20 protein-coding genes and 1 pseudogene are annotated in these 16515 nt (G+C 69.3%); 15 read left to right on the top strand and 6 right to left on the bottom strand.

Annotation, left to right across the window (positions count from 1 at the left end; genetic code table 11):
- The 7 genes and pseudogenes from NB3_RS35615 to NB3_RS17595 all read left to right on the top strand — a co-directional run.
- Positions 1 to 660, top strand: a pseudogene (locus NB3_RS35615) (hypothetical protein); the annotation flags it as partial.
- A 114-nt stretch (positions 661 to 774) separates the two neighbouring features.
- The gene (locus NB3_RS17615; RefSeq protein ID WP_067804187.1) at positions 775 to 1635 is read left to right on the top strand and encodes a lytic transglycosylase domain-containing protein; all 861 of its coding nucleotides are present in this window, start codon (positions 775 to 777) and stop codon (positions 1633 to 1635) included.
- Positions 1636 to 1654: 19 nt separating this feature from the next.
- Positions 1655 to 2791: an Mrp/NBP35 family ATP-binding protein gene (locus NB3_RS17610; RefSeq protein ID WP_067804185.1), complete on the top strand. Its 1137-nt coding sequence runs from the start codon at positions 1655 to 1657 to the stop codon at positions 2789 to 2791.
- A gap of 47 nt (positions 2792 to 2838) precedes the next feature.
- A complete protein-coding gene (locus NB3_RS17605; protein ID WP_067804182.1) occupies positions 2839 to 3159 on the top strand; it encodes a DivIVA domain-containing protein in 321 nt (106 codons plus the stop codon).
- Positions 3156 to 3749: a DNA-3-methyladenine glycosylase I gene (locus tag NB3_RS17600; RefSeq protein ID WP_067804178.1), complete on the top strand. Its 594-nt coding sequence runs from the start codon at positions 3156 to 3158 to the stop codon at positions 3747 to 3749. The genes NB3_RS17605 and NB3_RS17600 overlap by 4 nt, the downstream gene beginning before the upstream one ends.
- A gap of 140 nt (positions 3750 to 3889) precedes the next feature.
- Positions 3890 to 4057, top strand: coding sequence for a DUF3117 domain-containing protein (locus NB3_RS34195; protein ID WP_011211259.1), 168 nt, complete (start codon positions 3890 to 3892; stop codon positions 4055 to 4057).
- Positions 4058 to 4933, top strand: coding sequence for a putative RNA methyltransferase (locus NB3_RS17595; RefSeq protein ID WP_084486323.1), 876 nt, complete (start codon positions 4058 to 4060; stop codon positions 4931 to 4933).
- 9 nt (positions 4934 to 4942) lie between these two features.
- On the opposite strand, the gene glgA is transcribed toward NB3_RS17595, so the two are convergent.
- Entirely contained in the window at positions 4943 to 6097 is a 1155-nt protein-coding gene (gene glgA / locus NB3_RS17590) for a glycogen synthase (RefSeq protein WP_067804205.1), read from the bottom strand.
- Between the two features lie 137 nt (positions 6098 to 6234).
- Between glgA and glgC the strand changes: the two genes are divergently transcribed.
- Positions 6235 to 7449, top strand: coding sequence for a glucose-1-phosphate adenylyltransferase (gene glgC, locus NB3_RS17585; protein ID WP_067804174.1), 1215 nt, complete (start codon positions 6235 to 6237; stop codon positions 7447 to 7449).
- Positions 7450 to 7465: 16 nt separating this feature from the next.
- Here glgC and NB3_RS17580 read toward each other — a convergent pair whose 3' ends face one another.
- The 3 genes from NB3_RS17580 to NB3_RS17575 all read right to left on the bottom strand — a co-directional run bounded on the left by NB3_RS17580 (position 7466) and on the right by NB3_RS17575 (position 8804).
- A complete protein-coding gene (locus NB3_RS17580) occupies positions 7466 to 7696 on the bottom strand; it encodes a hypothetical protein (RefSeq protein WP_067804172.1) in 231 nt (76 codons plus the stop codon).
- Positions 7697 to 7861: 165 nt separating this feature from the next.
- Positions 7862 to 8095 carry a hypothetical protein gene (locus tag NB3_RS35080; RefSeq protein ID WP_157111837.1) on the bottom strand — a complete coding sequence of 78 codons (234 nt, stop codon included), beginning with the start codon at positions 8093 to 8095 and terminating at the stop codon, positions 7862 to 7864.
- A gap of 76 nt (positions 8096 to 8171) precedes the next feature.
- The gene (locus NB3_RS17575; RefSeq protein WP_371855915.1) at positions 8172 to 8804 is read right to left on the bottom strand and encodes an O-methyltransferase; all 633 of its coding nucleotides are present in this window, start codon (positions 8802 to 8804) and stop codon (positions 8172 to 8174) included.
- Between the two features lie 286 nt (positions 8805 to 9090).
- On the opposite strand from NB3_RS17575, the gene sigE reads away from it, so the two are divergent.
- The 7 genes from sigE (at position 9091) to NB3_RS17540 (ending at position 14622) form a co-directional block, all read left to right on the top strand.
- The gene (sigE, locus tag NB3_RS17570; protein ID WP_067804168.1) at positions 9091 to 9750 is read left to right on the top strand and encodes an RNA polymerase sigma factor SigE; all 660 of its coding nucleotides are present in this window, start codon (positions 9091 to 9093) and stop codon (positions 9748 to 9750) included.
- A 58-nt stretch (positions 9751 to 9808) separates the two neighbouring features.
- Entirely contained in the window at positions 9809 to 10207 is a 399-nt protein-coding gene (locus NB3_RS35075; RefSeq protein ID WP_067804163.1) for a hypothetical protein, read from the top strand.
- Between the two features lie 10 nt (positions 10208 to 10217).
- Positions 10218 to 11756 (top strand): S1C family serine protease, encoded by a 1539-nt coding sequence (locus NB3_RS17560; protein ID WP_067804160.1) that lies wholly within the window; start codon positions 10218 to 10220, stop codon positions 11754 to 11756.
- A 33-nt stretch (positions 11757 to 11789) separates the two neighbouring features.
- A complete protein-coding gene (gene tatB / locus NB3_RS17555) occupies positions 11790 to 12206 on the top strand; it encodes a Sec-independent protein translocase protein TatB (RefSeq protein WP_067804157.1) in 417 nt (138 codons plus the stop codon).
- 52 nt (positions 12207 to 12258) lie between these two features.
- Positions 12259 to 13116 (top strand): hypothetical protein, encoded by an 858-nt coding sequence (locus tag NB3_RS17550; RefSeq protein WP_067804154.1) that lies wholly within the window; start codon positions 12259 to 12261, stop codon positions 13114 to 13116.
- 414 nt (positions 13117 to 13530) lie between these two features.
- Positions 13531 to 13872, top strand: coding sequence for a hypothetical protein (locus tag NB3_RS17545; RefSeq protein ID WP_067804151.1), 342 nt, complete (start codon positions 13531 to 13533; stop codon positions 13870 to 13872).
- A 414-nt stretch (positions 13873 to 14286) separates the two neighbouring features.
- Entirely contained in the window at positions 14287 to 14622 is a 336-nt protein-coding gene (locus NB3_RS17540; RefSeq protein WP_067804147.1) for a hypothetical protein, read from the top strand.
- A 28-nt stretch (positions 14623 to 14650) separates the two neighbouring features.
- Here NB3_RS17540 and NB3_RS17535 read toward each other — a convergent pair whose 3' ends face one another.
- On the bottom strand, positions 14651 to 15589 hold the full coding sequence (locus NB3_RS17535) for a glucosyl-3-phosphoglycerate synthase (RefSeq protein WP_067804144.1): 939 nt from the start codon (positions 15587 to 15589) through the stop codon (positions 14651 to 14653).
- The gene (folP, locus tag NB3_RS17530) at positions 15586 to 16470 is read right to left on the bottom strand and encodes a dihydropteroate synthase (RefSeq protein WP_067804141.1); all 885 of its coding nucleotides are present in this window, start codon (positions 16468 to 16470) and stop codon (positions 15586 to 15588) included. The genes NB3_RS17535 and folP overlap by 4 nt, the downstream gene beginning before the upstream one ends.
- Positions 16471 to 16515 lie beyond the last annotated feature (45 nt).

Genomic DNA, 16515 nt, shown 5'->3' with positions numbered 1-16515 from the left:
CCGCCGGTGGGGCCAGGCACCGACATGACCGCGGTGCGCACCACCACGCCGACCACCGATCCGGCCGAACAGTATCGGGCACCGCGGCCGCGACCGCAGCCGACGCAGGTGATGATCACGCTGCCCGGTCTGCCGCCGATCCCGTGCGGGATCTTCTGCCCGGCTCCCGAGCAGGTGAATCCGTGCGTGGGGCAATCGGTTCCAGCACCGATGCCGTTCCCGGACCTACCGGGGACCGCCCGGGTACCGCTGGCGCCACAGCAACCCAACGGCGCCGCACCGGCCGAGCCCCACAAGTTCGGTCCAGCCGACCCGGGGGCGGCCGAGAGGCCCGCGGAGGCCGCCTCCCCGGCACAACCCGGCACCGCAGGGCGGCCCGGTACCCCGGGACAGCCCGGCACGCAGGACCAGCTCGCCGCCGGATGCGGTCAGCCGGACACCACGCTCGCCACCGCGGAACCGACCCCCATCCCGGGTGACCTACCCGCCCGCGACGACGAATCCCGCCGCGAATCCGAAGCCGTCACCACCACGCCGACCGCGCCCCAGCCCGAATCTGCCCCCGCCGCCGAGCCCACACCCCCGCCGCCGCCCGGCATCACCTTGCCCTTCGGCATCGTCATCCCGCTGCCCGCGCCACCGGCCGCGCCCCAGCAGTGATTCAAACCTCGCATCAGATCACGAAGCAGTAACAAACAGATCTCGGATGCGGTACCCTTCCCCTTGGTTCCATAACAAAGGGCTCACAGCGAGTCATGGGAGGGTCACCACACCGTGGGGCGTCATCGAAAACAACCGCCTGCCACCGTCCGACGGAGTTCCGTCATCGCGTTGACCGGATTGGTTCCCGCAGGGCTGGTATCCGTCACGGCCGCCTCCGAGGTAGGCGACACCGCGCCGCTCGCGACCGCCGTCCACACCCCGGATGATCAGGACGTTCTCGGCGCCGCGCAAATGGTCGCCGAGCCCGTCGCCGGGGCCGAATTCGTCGCGCACGCCATGGCCAAGGCCGCGCCCACCGCGACGCCCGTGGTGAAAACCGTTGCGCTCCCGAGTGGCAGGCAGGCCGCCGCGATGCCCGCCGGGCCACTGGGCGTCCCCGGAGTCGCCGTCGCGGCCTACCAGAACGCGGAACGGATCCTCGCGGCCGAGAACCCGGTGTGCGGCATGCCGTGGTCGCTGCTGGCCGGTATCGGCCGGGTCGAGTCCACCCACGCGTACGGCGGCAAAGCCGACGCCGACGGCAACCCGCTCAGCCCCGTCTACGGCCCCGTGCTGGACGGCTCGCTCACGGGCAACCACGTCGTCCGGGATTCCGACGACGGCGCGCTGGACGGCTTGGACGGCTACGACCGCGCGATCGGCCCGATGCAGTTCCTGCCCGACACCTGGAAGCGCTACGCGGCCGACGGCAACGGCGACGGCATCGCCGATCCGCAGAACCTCTTCGACGCCGCGCTGACGGCGGGAAGATACCTCTGCGACGGCGGCCTGAACATGCGCGACCTGGCACAACAGTCCAAGGCGATCCTCCGTTACAACCACTCCATGGCCTACGTCGCGAACGTCATGGCATGGGAGACCTCCTACAGCACGGGGGTCGCACCCCGGGCCGGAGACCTGCCCAAAATTTGACACGCCTAAAATTCCTGCCATGCCAGTGGTTACGGAATCGGATGTGCGGGGTGCCCTCGCGAAGGTCGACGACCCGGAGATCCGCAAGCCGATCACCGAGCTGGGCATGGTGAAAAGCGTCGTCATCGGCGCTGACAGCGATGTCCACGTGGAGATCTATCTGACGACGGCGGGCTGCCCCCTGCGCACCGAGATCACGCAGCGGGTGAGCAAAGCCATCGCCGACGTGCCCGGTGTGGGCGCGATCACCGTCGACCTCGACGTGATGGACGACGAGCAGCGCACCGCACTGCGCAAGCAGCTGCGCGGCGACTCCGCCGATCCGGTCATCCCGTTCGCCCAGCCCGGCTCGCTCACCCGCGTCTACGCCGTCGCCTCCGGAAAGGGCGGGGTCGGCAAGTCCAGCGTCACGGTGAACCTGGCCGCCGCCATGGCCGCGCGCGGCCTGTCGGTCGGCGTGCTGGACGCGGACATCTACGGTCACTCCATCCCCCGCATGCTCGGCACCGACGCCAGGCCGACGCAGGTGGAGCGGATGATCATGCCGCCGATCGCGCACGACGTGAAGATGATCTCGATCGCGCAGTTCACCCAGGGCAACACCCCCGTGGTCTGGCGCGGCCCGATGCTGCACCGGGCGCTGCAGCAGTTCCTCGCCGACGTGTTCTGGGGCGATCTGGACATCCTGCTGCTCGATCTGCCGCCTGGCACCGGTGACGTCGCGATCTCCATCGCCCAGCTGATCCCGAACGCCGAGATCCTGGTCGTCACCACACCGCAGCCCGCCGCCGCCGAGGTGGCCGAGCGGGCGGGCGCGATCGCGCTGCAGACTCGGCAGCGCATCGCGGGCGTGGTGGAGAACATGTCCTGGCTGGACCTGCCGGACGGCACCAGGATGGACCTGTACGGCTCCGGCGGCGGCCAGGCCGTCGCCGACCGGCTCACCCGCGCCGTGGGCGCGACGGTACCGCTGCTCGGCCAGATCCCCATCGAACAGTCGCTGCGCGAAGCGGGCGACGAGGGCACCCCGATCGTGCTGCGCGACCCCGAGAACCCCGCCGCCAAGGCTCTGGCCGAGGTCGCCGACAAACTCGCCGTCCGCCGACGCGGCCTCGCCGGCATGTCACTCGGCATCGACACCACCCGGCACTTGTAACGCCACGCGTGAGCCCACCTGTCGGGACTCCCTAATAAGCTCGGGCCATGCTCACCATGCTGTTGTACGTGCTGATCGTCGGCTTGGTCGCCGCGGTGCTGTTCCTCTTGGCCAGTGCGGTGTTCGGGCGCTCGGAGGAGCTGGGGCCGCTGCCGGAGGGCACGACGGCCACCGTGTTGCCGGTGGAGGGGATCACGGGGGCGGACGTGCGCGCGTTGCGATTCCAGCAGGTGGTGCGCGGCTACAAAGCCGGGGAGGTGGATTGGGCGCTGGCCCGGCTGGCCGCGCGGATCGATGAACTCCAGCACCAGCTGGCCGAGGCTCGAGCCGGGCGGTGGCAGACGCCGATCGCGCCGGAGTCGAAATGAACGCCACCGCCGACGACGGGCTGGTCCGCTGCGCGTGGCCGCTGGATTCTCAGCTCTACCGCGACTATCACGACAACGAGTGGGGCAAGCCGCTGCACGGCGACGACGCCTTGTTCGAGCGACTCTGCCTGGAGGCGTTCCAATCCGGGCTGTCCTGGCTGACCATCCTGCGCAAACGACCGGCTTTCCGCGCCGCGTTCGCCGATTTCGCGATCGAGCGCGTAGCGGAGTTCAGCGACGACGATGTCGCCCGGCTGATGGCCGACGCGGGCATCGTCCGCAACCGCAGCAAGATCGACGCGGCCATCGCCAACGCCCGGGTCGCGCGTGACCTCGACGTGGGCTTGGACGAGTTGCTCTGGTCGTTCGCCCCGCCGCCGCGCCCGCGGCCGCGCTCCGGCGCCGAGGTGCCCGCCACCACACCCGAATCCATCGCCATGGCAAAAGAATTGAAGCGGCGCGGATTCCGGTTCGTCGGGCCGACCACGGCGTACGCCCTGATGCAGGCGACCGGAATGGTCGATGATCATGTGGCCGACTGCTGGGTGGGCAGCGCCCGCCTCGACACGGGCCGACCGGTCACTTTTTGAACTCAGCTATCCGTCCACATCGGCGATAGGGAAGAATGGGACGGGTGTAGCTCGCCAAACGCCGGCGAGCTCGCTGGTTGGTGACAACTGGAGTTCCAAGAAAGTGCGCAAGGACCGCGCAGATCTGGAGGGAGCAGAGGATGGCGGCCATGAAGCCCCGTACCGGGGATGGTCCCCTCGAGGCAACCAAAGAAGGGCGTGGAATCGTTATGCGGGTTCCACTCGAGGGTGGCGGGCGTCTGGTCGTCGAACTCACGCCGGACGAAGCGGCGGCGCTCGGTGACGAACTGAAGAGCGTCACGAGCTGAGTGGCACCGGCTGACCCCTCGGCGCTCGCCGTCGCGGCCGGCGTCCTGGCCTGCCCGGAATGTTCGCGGGCGCACCGGGACGCCGCGCCGCTCGCGCTCGAACCTCGGGATCGAGCGCTGCGCTGCGGGCGCGGGCACAGTTTCGACGTGGCCAGACAGGGCTACGTCAGCCTGCTGACCGGTGCGTCGACCAAGATGACCGGGGACACCGCGGCCATGCTCGACGCCCGCGCCGCCTTCCAGGGCGAAGGCCACTTCGAGCCGATCGCCGACGCGGTGACGTGCGCCGCCACGGCGCGCGGGACCGACGGCCCGGTGCTGGAGATCGGTGCGGGCACCGGCTACTACCTCGCCCGGACCCTCGACGCCGCTCCCCCGGCCGTCGGCATCGGGCTGGACGTGGCCAAACCCGCCGTCCGCCGGTGTGCCCGCGCCCACCCGCGCGCCGCGGCGGTGCTGGCCGACGCCTGGCGCGGGTTGCCGATCCGCGACGGCGCGCTGGGCTGCGTGCTGTCCGTCTTCGCCCCGCGCAACCCCGGCGAGATCGCCCGGGTGCTCGCCGAGGACGGTCGCTTCGTGGTCGCCATACCCACCGCGCGTCACTTGCGGGAGCTGATCGAGCCGCTGGACATGGTGCGCGTCGACCCCGACAAGAACAGCAGGCTCGACGCCGCGATGGCGGGACATTTCGAGCCCGTCGACCGGACGCTGGTCGAGTATCCGATGACGCTCGCCAGAACCGATGTCGGCCATGTGGTCGGCATGGGTCCGTCCGCGCATCACGCCGCCGCCGGAGCGAAGCGGCTGGCCCGGCTGCCGGAGACCGTCGAGGTGACCGCGTCGGTCGTCGTCGGCGCCTATCGCCTGGCGGCATGATCGCCCGGCTCAGCCCTTCCTGACCTCGTCGTAGACCGCGACGGTGCGGGCCGCGATGCGCGCCCAGTCGAACTCGGAGACGGCGCGCTCGCGCCCCGCCGCGCCGAGCCGGGCGGCCAGCTCCTGGTCACCGGCCACCTCGTTCACGGCGGCGGCGAGCCCGCGCTCGTAGTCGGCGGCGGTGCCGGCGTCGTAGTGCACCAGTCGTCCGTTGCGCTCGTCGACCACCTCGGGGATGCCGCCGACGTCGGAGGCGACCACGGCGGTCGCGCAGGCCATCGCTTCGAGGTTCACGATGCCGAGCGGTTCGTACACCGACGGGCACACGAACACCGACGCGGCGGCGAGGATCTGCCGGATCCGCTCGGTGGGCAGCATCTCGCGCACCCAGAACACCCCGCCGCGCCGCTTGCGCAGCTCCTGGACCGCCGCGGCCACCTCCTGCGCCAGCTCGGGCGTGTCCGGCGCGCCCGCGCACAGCACGAGCTGGATGTCGGGGTCGAAGTCGCGGGCGGCGGCCAGCAGGTGGCCGACGCCCTTCTGGCGCGTGATGCGGCCGACGAAGGCGACGATGGGAAGATCGGTTCGCACGCCGAGTTCGGCGAGTACCGGCGGTTCGTCTCCCGCCGCGGGGCCGGGATGCCAGACGGCGCCGTCGATGCCGTTGTGCACCACGTGGACGCGGTCCGGGTCGACCGAGGGATAGGCGTCGAGCACGTCGTGGCGCATGCCTTCGCTCACCGCGATGACGGCGTCGGCGTGCTCGACGGCGTTGCGCTCCGACCAGGACGAGAGCCGGTAGCCGCCACCGAGCTGCTCGGCCTTCCACGGCCTGCGCGGCTCCAGGGAATGCGCGGTCAGTACGTGCGGGACGCCGTAGAGGGCCGCGGCCAGATGACCGGCCAGGCCGCTGTACCAGGTGTGCGAGTGCACCACGTCCACATCGCCCACCGCGTCGGCCATCCGCAGCTGGGCGGACATCATCTGCAGCGCGGCGTTGGCGGCGTAGAGCGACGGATCCGGTTGATGGACCACCGCATCGGCGCGCTCGACTCCCATGCAGTGCACGGTCACCTCGCACAGATGACGCAAATGCGCCGTCAGTTGCGTGACGTGCACGCCCGCTCCCCCGTACACCTCGGGGGGATACTCGCGGGTCAGCATCGCGACGCGAAGCCGGTCCCGCTCGCCGGATTCCACCGCCGAGTGCCCGCCGTTCGTGCCGAAACTCACCGATCCAAACTAGACGTTCGGCTCCGCGGCGGCCACTCACAGGCGGTTCACCCGGTAGTTTGGCAGGTGTGAGGAGCCAGCCGCACGTACTCGGAATCGTGCTCGCCGGTGGTGAGGGCAAGCGACTCTTTCCACTCACGGCCGACCGCGCCAAGCCCGCCGTCCCGTTCGGCGGCGCGTACCGTCTCATCGATTTCGTACTCAGCAACCTGGTCAACGCGGGCTTCCTGCGGCTGTGCGTGCTCACCCAGTACAAGTCGCATTCGCTCGACCGGCACATCTCGCAGACCTGGCGGTTGTCCGGTTTCGCGGGTGAGTACATCACCCCCGTTCCCGCGCAGCAGCGGCTCGGACCGCGCTGGTACACCGGCAGCGCGGACGCGATCCTGCAATCGCTGAACCTGATCTACGACGAGGACCCGGAGTACATCGCGGTTTTCGGCGCCGATCACGTCTACCGGATGGACCCGGAGCAGATGGTGCGCCATCACATCGATTCCGGCGCCGGTGTGACCGTGGCCGGCATCCGGGTCCCGCGCAGCCAGGCGAGCGCGTTCGGGTGCATCGACAGCGACGAGTCCGGCCGCATCACACAGTTCCTGGAGAAGCCAGCGCATCCGCCCGGCACCCCGGACGACCCCAATGTCACTTTCGCGTCGATGGGCAACTACGTCTTCACGACCAAGGTGCTCGTGGACTCGATCCGCGCGGACGCGGACGACTCCGATTCCGATCACGACATGGGCGGTGACATCATCCCGGCCCTGGTCGCGGCGGGGCAGGCCGGTGTCTACGACTTCGCCGACAACGACGTGCCCGGCGCCACCGACCGCGACCGCGGCTATTGGCGCGATGTCGGCACCATCGACGCGTTCTACGACGCGCACATGGACCTGGTCTCGGTGCATCCGGTGTTCAACCTCTACAACCGCCACTGGCCGATCCGCGGGGCGGCCGAGAACCTGCCTCCCGCCAAGTTCGCCCAGGGCGGCTTGGCGCAGGAGTGCATCGTCGGCGCGGGCAGCATCCTGTCGGCCGCCACCGTCCGCAATTCGGTGCTCAGCGCCAATGTCATGGTCGACGACGGCGCCACCGTCGAAGGGTGCGTGCTCATGCCGGGCGTGCGGATCGGGCGCGGAGCGGTGGTGCGGCGCGCCATTCTGGACAAGAACGTCGTCGTGGGCGAGGGCGAGATCATCGGGGTCGACCTGGCGCGTGATCGCAGCCGCTTCGCCGTCAGCAACGGAGGGGTCGTCACGGTGGGCAAGGGCGTCTGGGTGTGACGGCGCCGGGCTGTTCCTACGGCGCGCCCGGCTCCGGCGCGGGCGAGTTGATGCAGAACGGCGCGCAAGGCCCCGGCGTGCGCGGGACGGTCGATTTCGAAGCGCCACCGAAATCGGCGGTACTGACCAAATAGACCACCAGCACGGCGAACAGCAGCACGCCGGCGAAAGCGATCATGGTCCGGCCCCAATGGATCGGCTTGGGACGACGCTCGTCTTCGTCCCAGAGAAACATCATCATGACCATGCCGCACCCGCTTCCCGATCCATTCGGAACGTGACTTCTACCAGTATCGGCGATCTTTCGGATTTCGCGGCATCATGCGCCGAACCGTGGCGCTACGGTGGCAGTTTCGCGAACGCCGCCGGTCACCGGCGGGTAGTGCGCCGGATGGCCACTGCCGTCGGCGGATTACTGCGCGGGCGGGGCGACGTTCTGGGTGCAGAACGGTTCGCAGGATCCGGGCGGCGGAGTGGTTTTCTCGGGGCCGGTGTCGAAATCGGTGTTGCTCACCACGATCATGACCGCCACCGCTCCCAGAATCACGAGCAGCAGAGCCAACATCGTCGGCCGCAGCCAACTCGTTCGCCGTTCGGTCACGACTTCCCCCATCGCCGCTACTTCCAGGGGAGTTAGTTCACGCATAACTGTTTTCCTCACTGAGTTCTTTCTCAGCGCATACCCCGGATTCCGGGATGGAATCAGATCGTGGCGCGAACCGCTATCCTCGTGCGGCGCAGAGCAATCCGTCGCCGACCGGAATCAGCACACAGGTGAGTTCCGGATTCTCCGCGATGGCGCGGGTCGCGGCGCGCACCGCTTGCGTGGCCGGATCGCGTTGCGCCGGATCGGGTACGCGCCCGCCGAGCAGCGCGTTGTGCAGCAGGATGGCGCCGCCCTCGCGCAGCAGTCGCACCGCCTGGGCGACGTACTCCGGGTGCTCCAGCGGCGCGGCGTCGATGAAGACCAGGTCGTAGGCGCCGTCGGCCAGCCGGGGCAGCACGTCCAGCGCGCGCCCGTTGATCATGCGGGTGCGCGCGGGCGGGATGTCGGCGGCGCGGAACGCCTCCTTGGCCGCGCGCTGATGTTCCGGCTCCGAATCGATCGTGGTCAGCGTGCCGTCCTCGCGCATGCCGTCGAGCAGCCACAGCCCGCTGATGCCAGCGCCGGTGCCGACCTCGACCACCGCCCGCGCACCGAGCAACTGCGCGTACATGCTCAGCAGCGCGCCCACCGAGGGCGGCACCGGTACCGCGCCGAGTTCGGTGGCCCGTTCCCGCGCGCTGACGAGGATTTCGTCTTCCACGACGGATTCCTCCACATAGGCGAGATTCCGCTCCAGATTCGATGCCACGGGTATGAGGCTAACGCCGGGCGGGTGATCTCGGCGTTCCGGACAACACGCGCCGCCCGCCATTTCCGCCGCCGGTTTTCTCAGGCGACCCTCAGGATCTCCATAACCCGGCCATATCAGGACCAGAAAGAGTATGGGCAACGCAAGACCACCGACCGTGTTTACACGGGACGCGGGAACAACGACATACCGGATGTCGGTTGTAACCGTACGTGACGGACCGTAGACCCGGTCTCGAGCGAGTTCCCTACGTTTGCGGTCCCTAGTAGGAGGTAGCCCCATCCACATGGTCGATGCGGCGCGCGAATACGCCACCCTGCCCGAGCAGATCCTGCCGGTCGAGTCCGAGTCCGCCGAGGACGCGGTCGAGCTGACCGGGACTGCTGCCTTCGATGCCACCGGTGACCGGTCGGCGATGCCCACGTGGGACGAACTCGTCCGCGAGCACGCGGACCGGGTCTATCGCCTCGCCTACCGCCTCTCCGGCGACGCACAGGACGCGGAGGACCTCACCCAGGAGACGTTCATTCGGGTGTTCCGTTCGCTGTCGAACTACCAGCCCGGCACCTTCGAGGGATGGCTGCACCGCATCACCACCAACCTGTTCCTGGACATGGTGCGCCGCCGCAACCGGATCAGGATGGAAGCGCTGCCCGAGGACTACGACCGGGTGCCCGCCGACGGCCCTGGGCCGGAGCAGGCCTACCACGACGCCCGGCTGGATCCCGACCTGCAATCGGCCCTGGACTCGCTCGCGCCGGAGTTCCGCGCCGCCGTGGTCCTGTGTGACATCGAGGGGCTGTCCTACGAGGAGATCGGCGCTACGCTCGGCGTGAAACTGGGCACCGTGCGCAGTCGGATCCACCGTGGACGCCAGGCCCTGCGCGACTACCTTGCGCATAATGGAAGTGAGCAGCGGTTCGCCGCTGAAGCGAACATCGGGTGATTCGTCGGAAGCCGGCATCGCCCGAACGGTCGATGTCGGTTGGAAGGGTGAGCACCGAATGAGTGGCGACTTCAGCACGTCCGGTCGTCGTCCGCCCCGTTTCCGCCCCACCGAGCATCTGGCGAGTGAGGCGATCGCGGCGTACGTGGACGGTGAGTTGCGGATGAACGCCTACCTGCGTGCCGCTCAGCACCTCTCGCTGTGTCCGGAGTGCGCGGCGGAGGTCGACGCCCAGCAGCAGGCGCGCATCGCCCTGCGGCACGCGGGCCAAGTCGCGATTCCGACCGGGCTGCACGACAGCCTCACCAGGATCCCCCTCGCGGAGCTGACCGGCGGCGCGTCCAGTGGCCGCACGCCGTCCCCGGCGTCCGGTCAGTCCGGGCGCAACGACGCTGTTTTCGGGTTTCTGACCGATTCGTTCACCGCGACCAAGTGGACCACGTGGTGGCGCAAGTAGAGTTTCCCGAGTGACCACCGAATCGACGAATTCCGGATCGGCCGACACCTCGGATTCGGCGGCCAACCGCGGGAATCTCCGTCCGCCGGACGCACCCGTGCTCGGTCCGCGCCCGGTCTACCGGCCCCATGTCGACACGCACACCGCGCGGGCCTTCCGCAGACCGTCGGGCCTGTCCGGTTCGTTCGCCGAGCCGCTGCCGCTGCGCAAGTCGGGTCCCGCGCCGCAGTCCGGTCCCGAACTGCAGAACCGGCCGCCCGACGCGGTGCTGGCCGAAGCTTTCGGCCGTCCCGAAGGCTCCACCGAACTCTTGCAGCGCGATCCCGACGCGGCCGGCGGTCAGGCTCCCGCCGCCGCACCGGCCGATCCGTGGCGTGACCCGGAGGCCGTCGCGCGCCTCGGCGCTCCCGCGGTGCCGACCCCGAAGCCGGAGGCGCTGCCGCAGGCGGAGAAGCTCAGCGCCCGCGAAGTGCTGTTCGGCTCCCGGGTCGCGCCGAAGGCGCTGGCGCTGCTCGCGCTGGTCGCGCTCGTCATCGGCCTGCTCGGCGGGCTGGTCGGGCGCCTGACCGCCGAAACCGCGTCGACCCTCACCTCGCGCAAGGTGACGCTCGACCAAGGCGGCGAGGGGTCCCGCCCGCACGGGCTGATCGCCCAGGTCGCCAACGCCGTGCTGCCGTCGGTCGTGTCCATCCGGGTGACCGTCGGCGAGAACGGCGCCACCGGTTCCGGCGTGGTGATCGACGGCGGCGGCTATGTCGTCACCAACAACCACGTCGTTTCGATGGCCGCGCAGGACAAGACCAACCGCTCCGCGATCCAGGTGCAGTTCTCCGACGGCACCCGGGTGCCAGCCCAGATCGTCGGCCGCGACCCGAAGACCGACCTGGCCGTGCTGAAGGTCGATGTGAAGAATCTCACCGTCGCCCAGCTCGGCAAGTCCGGCAACGTCCAGGTCGGCGACGACGTGCTCGCCATCGGTTCGCCGCTCGGCCTGAGCAAAACGGTGACCTCGGGCATCGTCAGCGCGCTGCACCGCCCGGTGAAGCTGGAGGGCGAGGGCAGCGACACGAAGGCCGTGATCGACGCCGTGCAGACCGACGCGTCGATCAATCCGGGTAACTCGGGTGGCGCGCTGGTGGACATGGACGGCCGGGTCATCGGCATCAACACCGCCATCCGCAGCGAGACCGGCGGCTCGGTCGGCCTCGGCTTCGCGATCCCGGTGGACAAGATGACCGAGGTCGCGCAGACCTTGATCCGCGACGGCGTGGTGCATCACCCGACCATCGGCCTCAGCGCGCGCACCAAGCAGGTGGCCAACGAGGTCATGAGCGGCGCGGCGGTGGCCGACGTCACGGCGGGCGGTCCTGCCGCGCGGGCCGGGATCGTGGAGGGCGACGTGATCGTCAAGGTCGGCGATCGGGAGGTCACCGGGCCGGACGAACTGGTCGTCGCGGTGCAGTCGCGCAAGATCGGCGAAACGGTGAACGTGCAGTTGATCCGGGATGGCAGGCAGGTGGACGTGCCGGTCACCTTGGAATCCGACTGAACCGCAGGTCGGAACGCCAGGTAGCCTTGATACGTGTTCAGCAACATCGGCTGGAGCGAGATGGTCATCCTGCTCGTCGCCGCCCTCGTGATTCTCGGCCCGGAGCGCTTGCCCGGTGCCGTGCGCTGGACCACGCGCAGCTTGCGGCAGGTGCGCGATTACGCCAGCGGCGCCACCTCCCAGCTGAAGGAGGAGCTCGGGCCGGAATTCGAGGATCTGCGCAAGCCGCTGGCCGACCTGAACCAGCTGCGCGGCATGACGCCGCGGGCGATGGTGACCAAACATCTGCTCAACGGCGACGATTCACTGTTCCGGGATTTCGACAGCGCGCTGCCCGATCCCAAGGATCTGTACAGCACGAACAGCGGGATGCCGGACTATCCGATGCCCAAGTTGGATAAGCCTTTGGAGCGCAACGAACGTCCCCCGATCGACACCGACGCCACCTGAGTCGTCAAGCAGACTAGACGCATTGAGCTGTTCAGCTGTCTAGACTTCGCACATGTCGGCCGATGACGTGGCGCGCGTGTTCGCGATCGAGGACAAGGTCGAGCGACTGAAGGCGGCCACCGACGGGGTGGCGGCGGCCCAGCAGACCATCAACGAACTGACCAGGATTCGGCGGGCCGTGATCCGGGAGCTCCATGCCGAAGGCTGGACGTTCGCCAGAATCGGTGCGGCGGCCGGGCTTTCCCGTGCCCGCATCCACCAGGTGAGTACGCAAGGGCCCGCGCCGGAAGGATTGTTCTTCGGGCACGGCTCGCTCACCGTGCTCGTCCCGGAGGTGCGGGCAGGGCGGGTGATCGGCGCGCCGGATCCCGCGGCGCCGCAACGACTGGCCGAGTTGCTCCGCGAACTCGGGTTCACCGTGGCGGTCGAACATTTCCTACCGGGTCGTCCGGTCGACCTGCGGCGCGACGGTCTGATCGTGCTGGGTGGGCCGGAACTTTCGCCGAGTTTGCGTCAATTGGTCGCCGCCGACCCGCGATTGCGCCGCGCGGTGGCCAGGATGGGTGACGCGCGCCGTGGGATCGAGGACCGGGCGGCCCGGCGGGTGTACCGGCCGGGCGGACCCGAACCGCATGACATCGCCTATCTGGGCAGGCTGCCCAGACCCGATGGGCGGGGCAGCGTGCTCATGATCGATGGCATGCATCCGCCCGGCTCGCTCGGCGCGATCCGGTTGCTCGCCACCAGGCTGGCCACCTTGCACGAGCGGGCGAACAACCACCTGTTCTCGGTGCTGATCGCCTGCCGCTTCGACCGAGCGACCGGCGAACCGCTGGAGGCAGAACTGCTCACGCCGGTCTACCGCCACGATCCGGAGAACAGATCGCCCGCAACGGGTCTGCGCCGCTGAGCCGCGACCTGGACACGCCCCGCCGATCCCCGACCGGCCCAGTCGGCACCCTCCGCGCGACGCCCGAATGCGGCGGGCGAGCAATCGACGTCCCCATACGGCAGGACGGCGCGGAACCGCTTCCTTGCGCGTTGGGCACGCTGGCGCAACGGTTTTCAGCAAATCTTCGGTCACCATATTCGAGTATGAGCCCCACACAACGGCCGAAGTCTCCGCGATCGCCGGAGAGACAGCAACCCACCCATTCGATACCTGGTAACGGCGACTCCGAGGAGCCGTCGACGCAGTCCGCTGTCGATGTGGCGCCGGTCACCAGCCCTCCCCCGAACGCGTTCATACACGGATGATTGAATAGCTGGACGATAACCGCTCTCCGCGAAACGGACGCGTGCGGCGTCCGGCTAGGAGGAAATCGTGAATCCGCTATTGCTGATCGGCGGGGCCGTCCTGGCGGTGGGCCTGATCGGACTGATCATCAGCGTGCTGCTGCGCCCGCACGGGTCGAAGGCGCACGTCACCGTCGCCGATCTCCAAGCCCGGCTCGCGCGCGAGCAGTCGGCCACGTCGCCCGAGGCGGAGGGCCAGGCGGACGACGAACCGCGATCCGAAGCGCCGCGCGCAGGCGACGCCGAGTCGGCCGATCCCGGGCGCGAGGAATCCGACACCGATGGCGATGAGCCCCACGACACGGACGCGGCTCCGGGCACAGAGGCGGACCAGGTGCTGCTGCCGGATCACCTTCGCCGCGACAAGTAGCCGCATATTAACCACGCGGGCGGCAGGGTGAGTATTTCGCCGACCGCTCCAGGGAGCGATGCGCCGCGACCGGACCCAGGCGAAACAGGGTCGATCTCCACGCGCAAACCCTCGATACTTCCCCCCTCCCCGCCCAGCGAGCCGGGGAAGGTGACATCTACCCGGATTCTAGCTGCGGAATCCCCTCTCGGAGTCAACTCGATCCCAGGCCGCGGATTGGACCGCCAGCCGCCGGGCATACCCGCCACGTAGCCGGAACACCGGCCCGCGGCGCGTCCCGATCCCCCTTGCACGACGCGCCAACTCGGCCCACACTAGATTTGCTAAAAGTTAACTGCATGTAGGTGACGGTGCGTTGCGCTTCGGCCCCGCCACGTTCTGCCCTGGCCCGCCCCACCGAGAGGAGAATGCGCCGTGACCGCCACCCAGATCGCCGTCCTCTGTTCGCTCGTCGGCGCGGCGAGCCTGGTCGCCACCATCGTGTTGTTGCACGGACCGGCGACCCGCAGGCGCCGGGTCGGCGTCGGCGAACAGGCGATCGCGGAACAACTGCCCGCCCCCGCGCTGCCGACCTGCCCGATCGGCAGGCCGCAGCGCGCACTCGTCGAGCCGTTGACCGTGGCGGAGGCTCACGAGATCATGCAGCGCCACCGGATCTGTGAACCCGCCGAGTGCGTCTACAAGTACGCGGCCTTCCGCACCCTGATCGAGGCCGGATACATGCGCGATCCGCACGCGGAAGGGGTCTGACCCCGTCCGCGTGCGGCGCGAGAACGCGTCAGGCCGCGGCGCGGGCCGGCCGGAGGGTGATCATCGGCGGGCGATCCAGCAGGGAGACCTCGGTGCGATGCGCGGTGAACTCGTCACCGATCAGCGGGAACTGGGTCAGCGCGGCGCCGGAGTCCTGGATGCCGCTGCGACCGAGCACGGTGCCGAGGATCTGGCGGCTCATCACGCCCAAGTCGGCCAACGGCCGGTTGCGATGCGTGCGCACACCGAGGTTGACCTGGCCGATGGCGGACATGCCCAGCCGGTCGTAGGTGTCGAGCAGCAGCCCGATCTCCACCCCGTAGCCCGGTGCGAACGGCACCGAGGTGAGCAGTTCCCGGGTGCCCGCGTACTCACCGCCGAGCGGCTGCAACACCTGCGCGAGTTCCGGTCGCAGTGCGGCCAGCAGGGGCCGGGCGACCAGCTCGGTGACGCGACCACCGCCGTGCGCGTCCACCGCGCCGCCCTGCCGCAACGGCCTGCGGTAATACGCCTTGGCCAAGTGCAGGTCGTCGACCGTGAGCAGCGGGCCGAGCAGTTTCGGCACGAAGGCGGGATCAGGGTCGATGAGGTCGGAGTCGACGAAGGCGATCAGATCGCCGCTGGTCACCGCCAGCGAGCGCCACAGAACCTCGCCCTTGCCCGCGACCGGTTCCAGCTCCGGCACCGCCTGCTCGCGGCTGATCACCTCGGCGCCCGCGGCGCGGGCCCGCTCCGCGGTGGCGTCGGTCGAACCGGAGTCGAGCACGATCAGTTCGTCCACCAGCGTGCCGAGCAGCGGCCGGATGCTGGCCACCACGTCGGCCACGGTGCGTTCTTCGTTCAGCGCGGGCAGCACCACCGACACGGTGCGCCCGGCTTTCGCGGAGACGAGTTCGTCCACGCGCCAGTTCGGGGTGTCCCAGGTATTGGTCGTCGCCCACGCGGGCTCACGGTGTTGAAATGTCATGCCAGACCTCGCAAGGTTCGTGCGGGGGGCCGGATGCCCTGGATTGCGGCGATCATGTCCACGACCCGCCGCGTCGCGGCGACTTCGTGGACACGAAAGACTCTGGCGCCTGCCGCCGCCGACCACGCTGTCGCCGCCAATGTGCCCTCCAGCCGTTCGGAAAGACCGACACCTAGAGTCTCCCCGATGAAATCCTTGTTGCTCAGCGCCATCAAGACTGGCCATCCGGTTTTTACAAGAACGTCGACTCGGCGCAATAGTTCGAGCCCGTGATAGGTGTTCTTGCCGAAATCATGCGTCGGATCGATCAGGATCGAATCCCGGCGCACCCCCGCCGCGAGCGCGTTCTCGGCGGCCCGCACCACCGTCTCGGTGACCTCGCCCACCACGTCGGCGTAGCGGACCCGGTGCGGCCTGGTGCGCGGCACCGCGCCGCCGGTATGACTGCACACCACACCCGCGCCGTGCGCGGCGGCCACCGGAACGAGATCGGGATCGGCGCCGGCCCAGGTGTCGTTGATCAGATCCGCGCCCTCGTCCACCGCGGCCGCCGCCACCTCGGCGCGCCACGTGTCGACGCTGATCAGCAGCTCCGGGTACTTGGCGCGAATGGCCGCCACGAACGGCACCACCCGGCGCGTCTCCTCGGCCGCGTCCACCGAATCACCCGGCCCCGCCTTCACCCCGCCGATATCGACGAGATCGGCGCCCTCGTCCACCGCGCGTGCCACCGCGTCCATGGCCGCCGCGTCGGTGAACGTGGCGCCGCGGTCGTAGAACGAGTCCGGGGTGCGGTTCACGATCGCCATCACCAGCGCTCGATCCGTCGCCACCGGCCGTCCGCACAGCGTGGGAAGCGGCGCCGCGGTCGAGCTGAACATGTCGCTGTCCCGCCTCTCCGCGAATCAGGCCGTACAAATCAGGAG

This window comes from Nocardia beijingensis NBRC 16342, assembly GCF_001612785.1.
In the GTDB taxonomy this organism is placed as follows: Bacteria; Actinomycetota; Actinomycetes; order Mycobacteriales; family Mycobacteriaceae; genus Nocardia; species Nocardia beijingensis.
Note: the sequence above shows the minus strand (reverse complement) of the source record. Positions and strands in the feature narration are given on the sequence as shown.

Excerpts from the sequence above, each read along its gene's own strand:
- NB3_RS17600 (WP_067804178.1), top strand. The coding sequence starts at position 3,156 with ATGAACGCCACCGCCGACGACGGGCTGGTCCGCTGCGCGTGGCCGCTG.
- folP (WP_067804141.1), bottom strand. The coding sequence starts at position 16,470 with ATGTTCAGCTCGACCGCGGCGCCGCTTCCCACGCTGTGCGGACGGCCG.
- NB3_RS35075 (WP_067804163.1), top strand. The coding sequence starts at position 9,809 with ATGAGTGGCGACTTCAGCACGTCCGGTCGTCGTCCGCCCCGTTTCCGC.
- NB3_RS17535 (WP_067804144.1), bottom strand. The coding sequence starts at position 15,589 with ATGACATTTCAACACCGTGAGCCCGCGTGGGCGACGACCAATACCTGG.
- NB3_RS17605 (WP_067804182.1), top strand. The coding sequence starts at position 2,839 with ATGCTCACCATGCTGTTGTACGTGCTGATCGTCGGCTTGGTCGCCGCG.
- sigE (WP_067804168.1), top strand. The coding sequence starts at position 9,091 with ATGGTCGATGCGGCGCGCGAATACGCCACCCTGCCCGAGCAGATCCTG.
- NB3_RS17550 (WP_067804154.1), top strand. The coding sequence starts at position 12,259 with ATGTCGGCCGATGACGTGGCGCGCGTGTTCGCGATCGAGGACAAGGTC.
- NB3_RS35080 (WP_157111837.1), bottom strand. The coding sequence starts at position 8,095 with ATGCGTGAACTAACTCCCCTGGAAGTAGCGGCGATGGGGGAAGTCGTG.
- NB3_RS17610 (WP_067804185.1), top strand. The coding sequence starts at position 1,655 with ATGCCAGTGGTTACGGAATCGGATGTGCGGGGTGCCCTCGCGAAGGTC.
- NB3_RS17580 (WP_067804172.1), bottom strand. The coding sequence starts at position 7,696 with ATGGTCATGATGATGTTTCTCTGGGACGAAGACGAGCGTCGTCCCAAG.
- NB3_RS34195 (WP_011211259.1), top strand. The coding sequence starts at position 3,890 with ATGGCGGCCATGAAGCCCCGTACCGGGGATGGTCCCCTCGAGGCAACC.
- glgA (WP_067804205.1), bottom strand. The coding sequence starts at position 6,097 with ATGCTGACCCGCGAGTATCCCCCCGAGGTGTACGGGGGAGCGGGCGTG.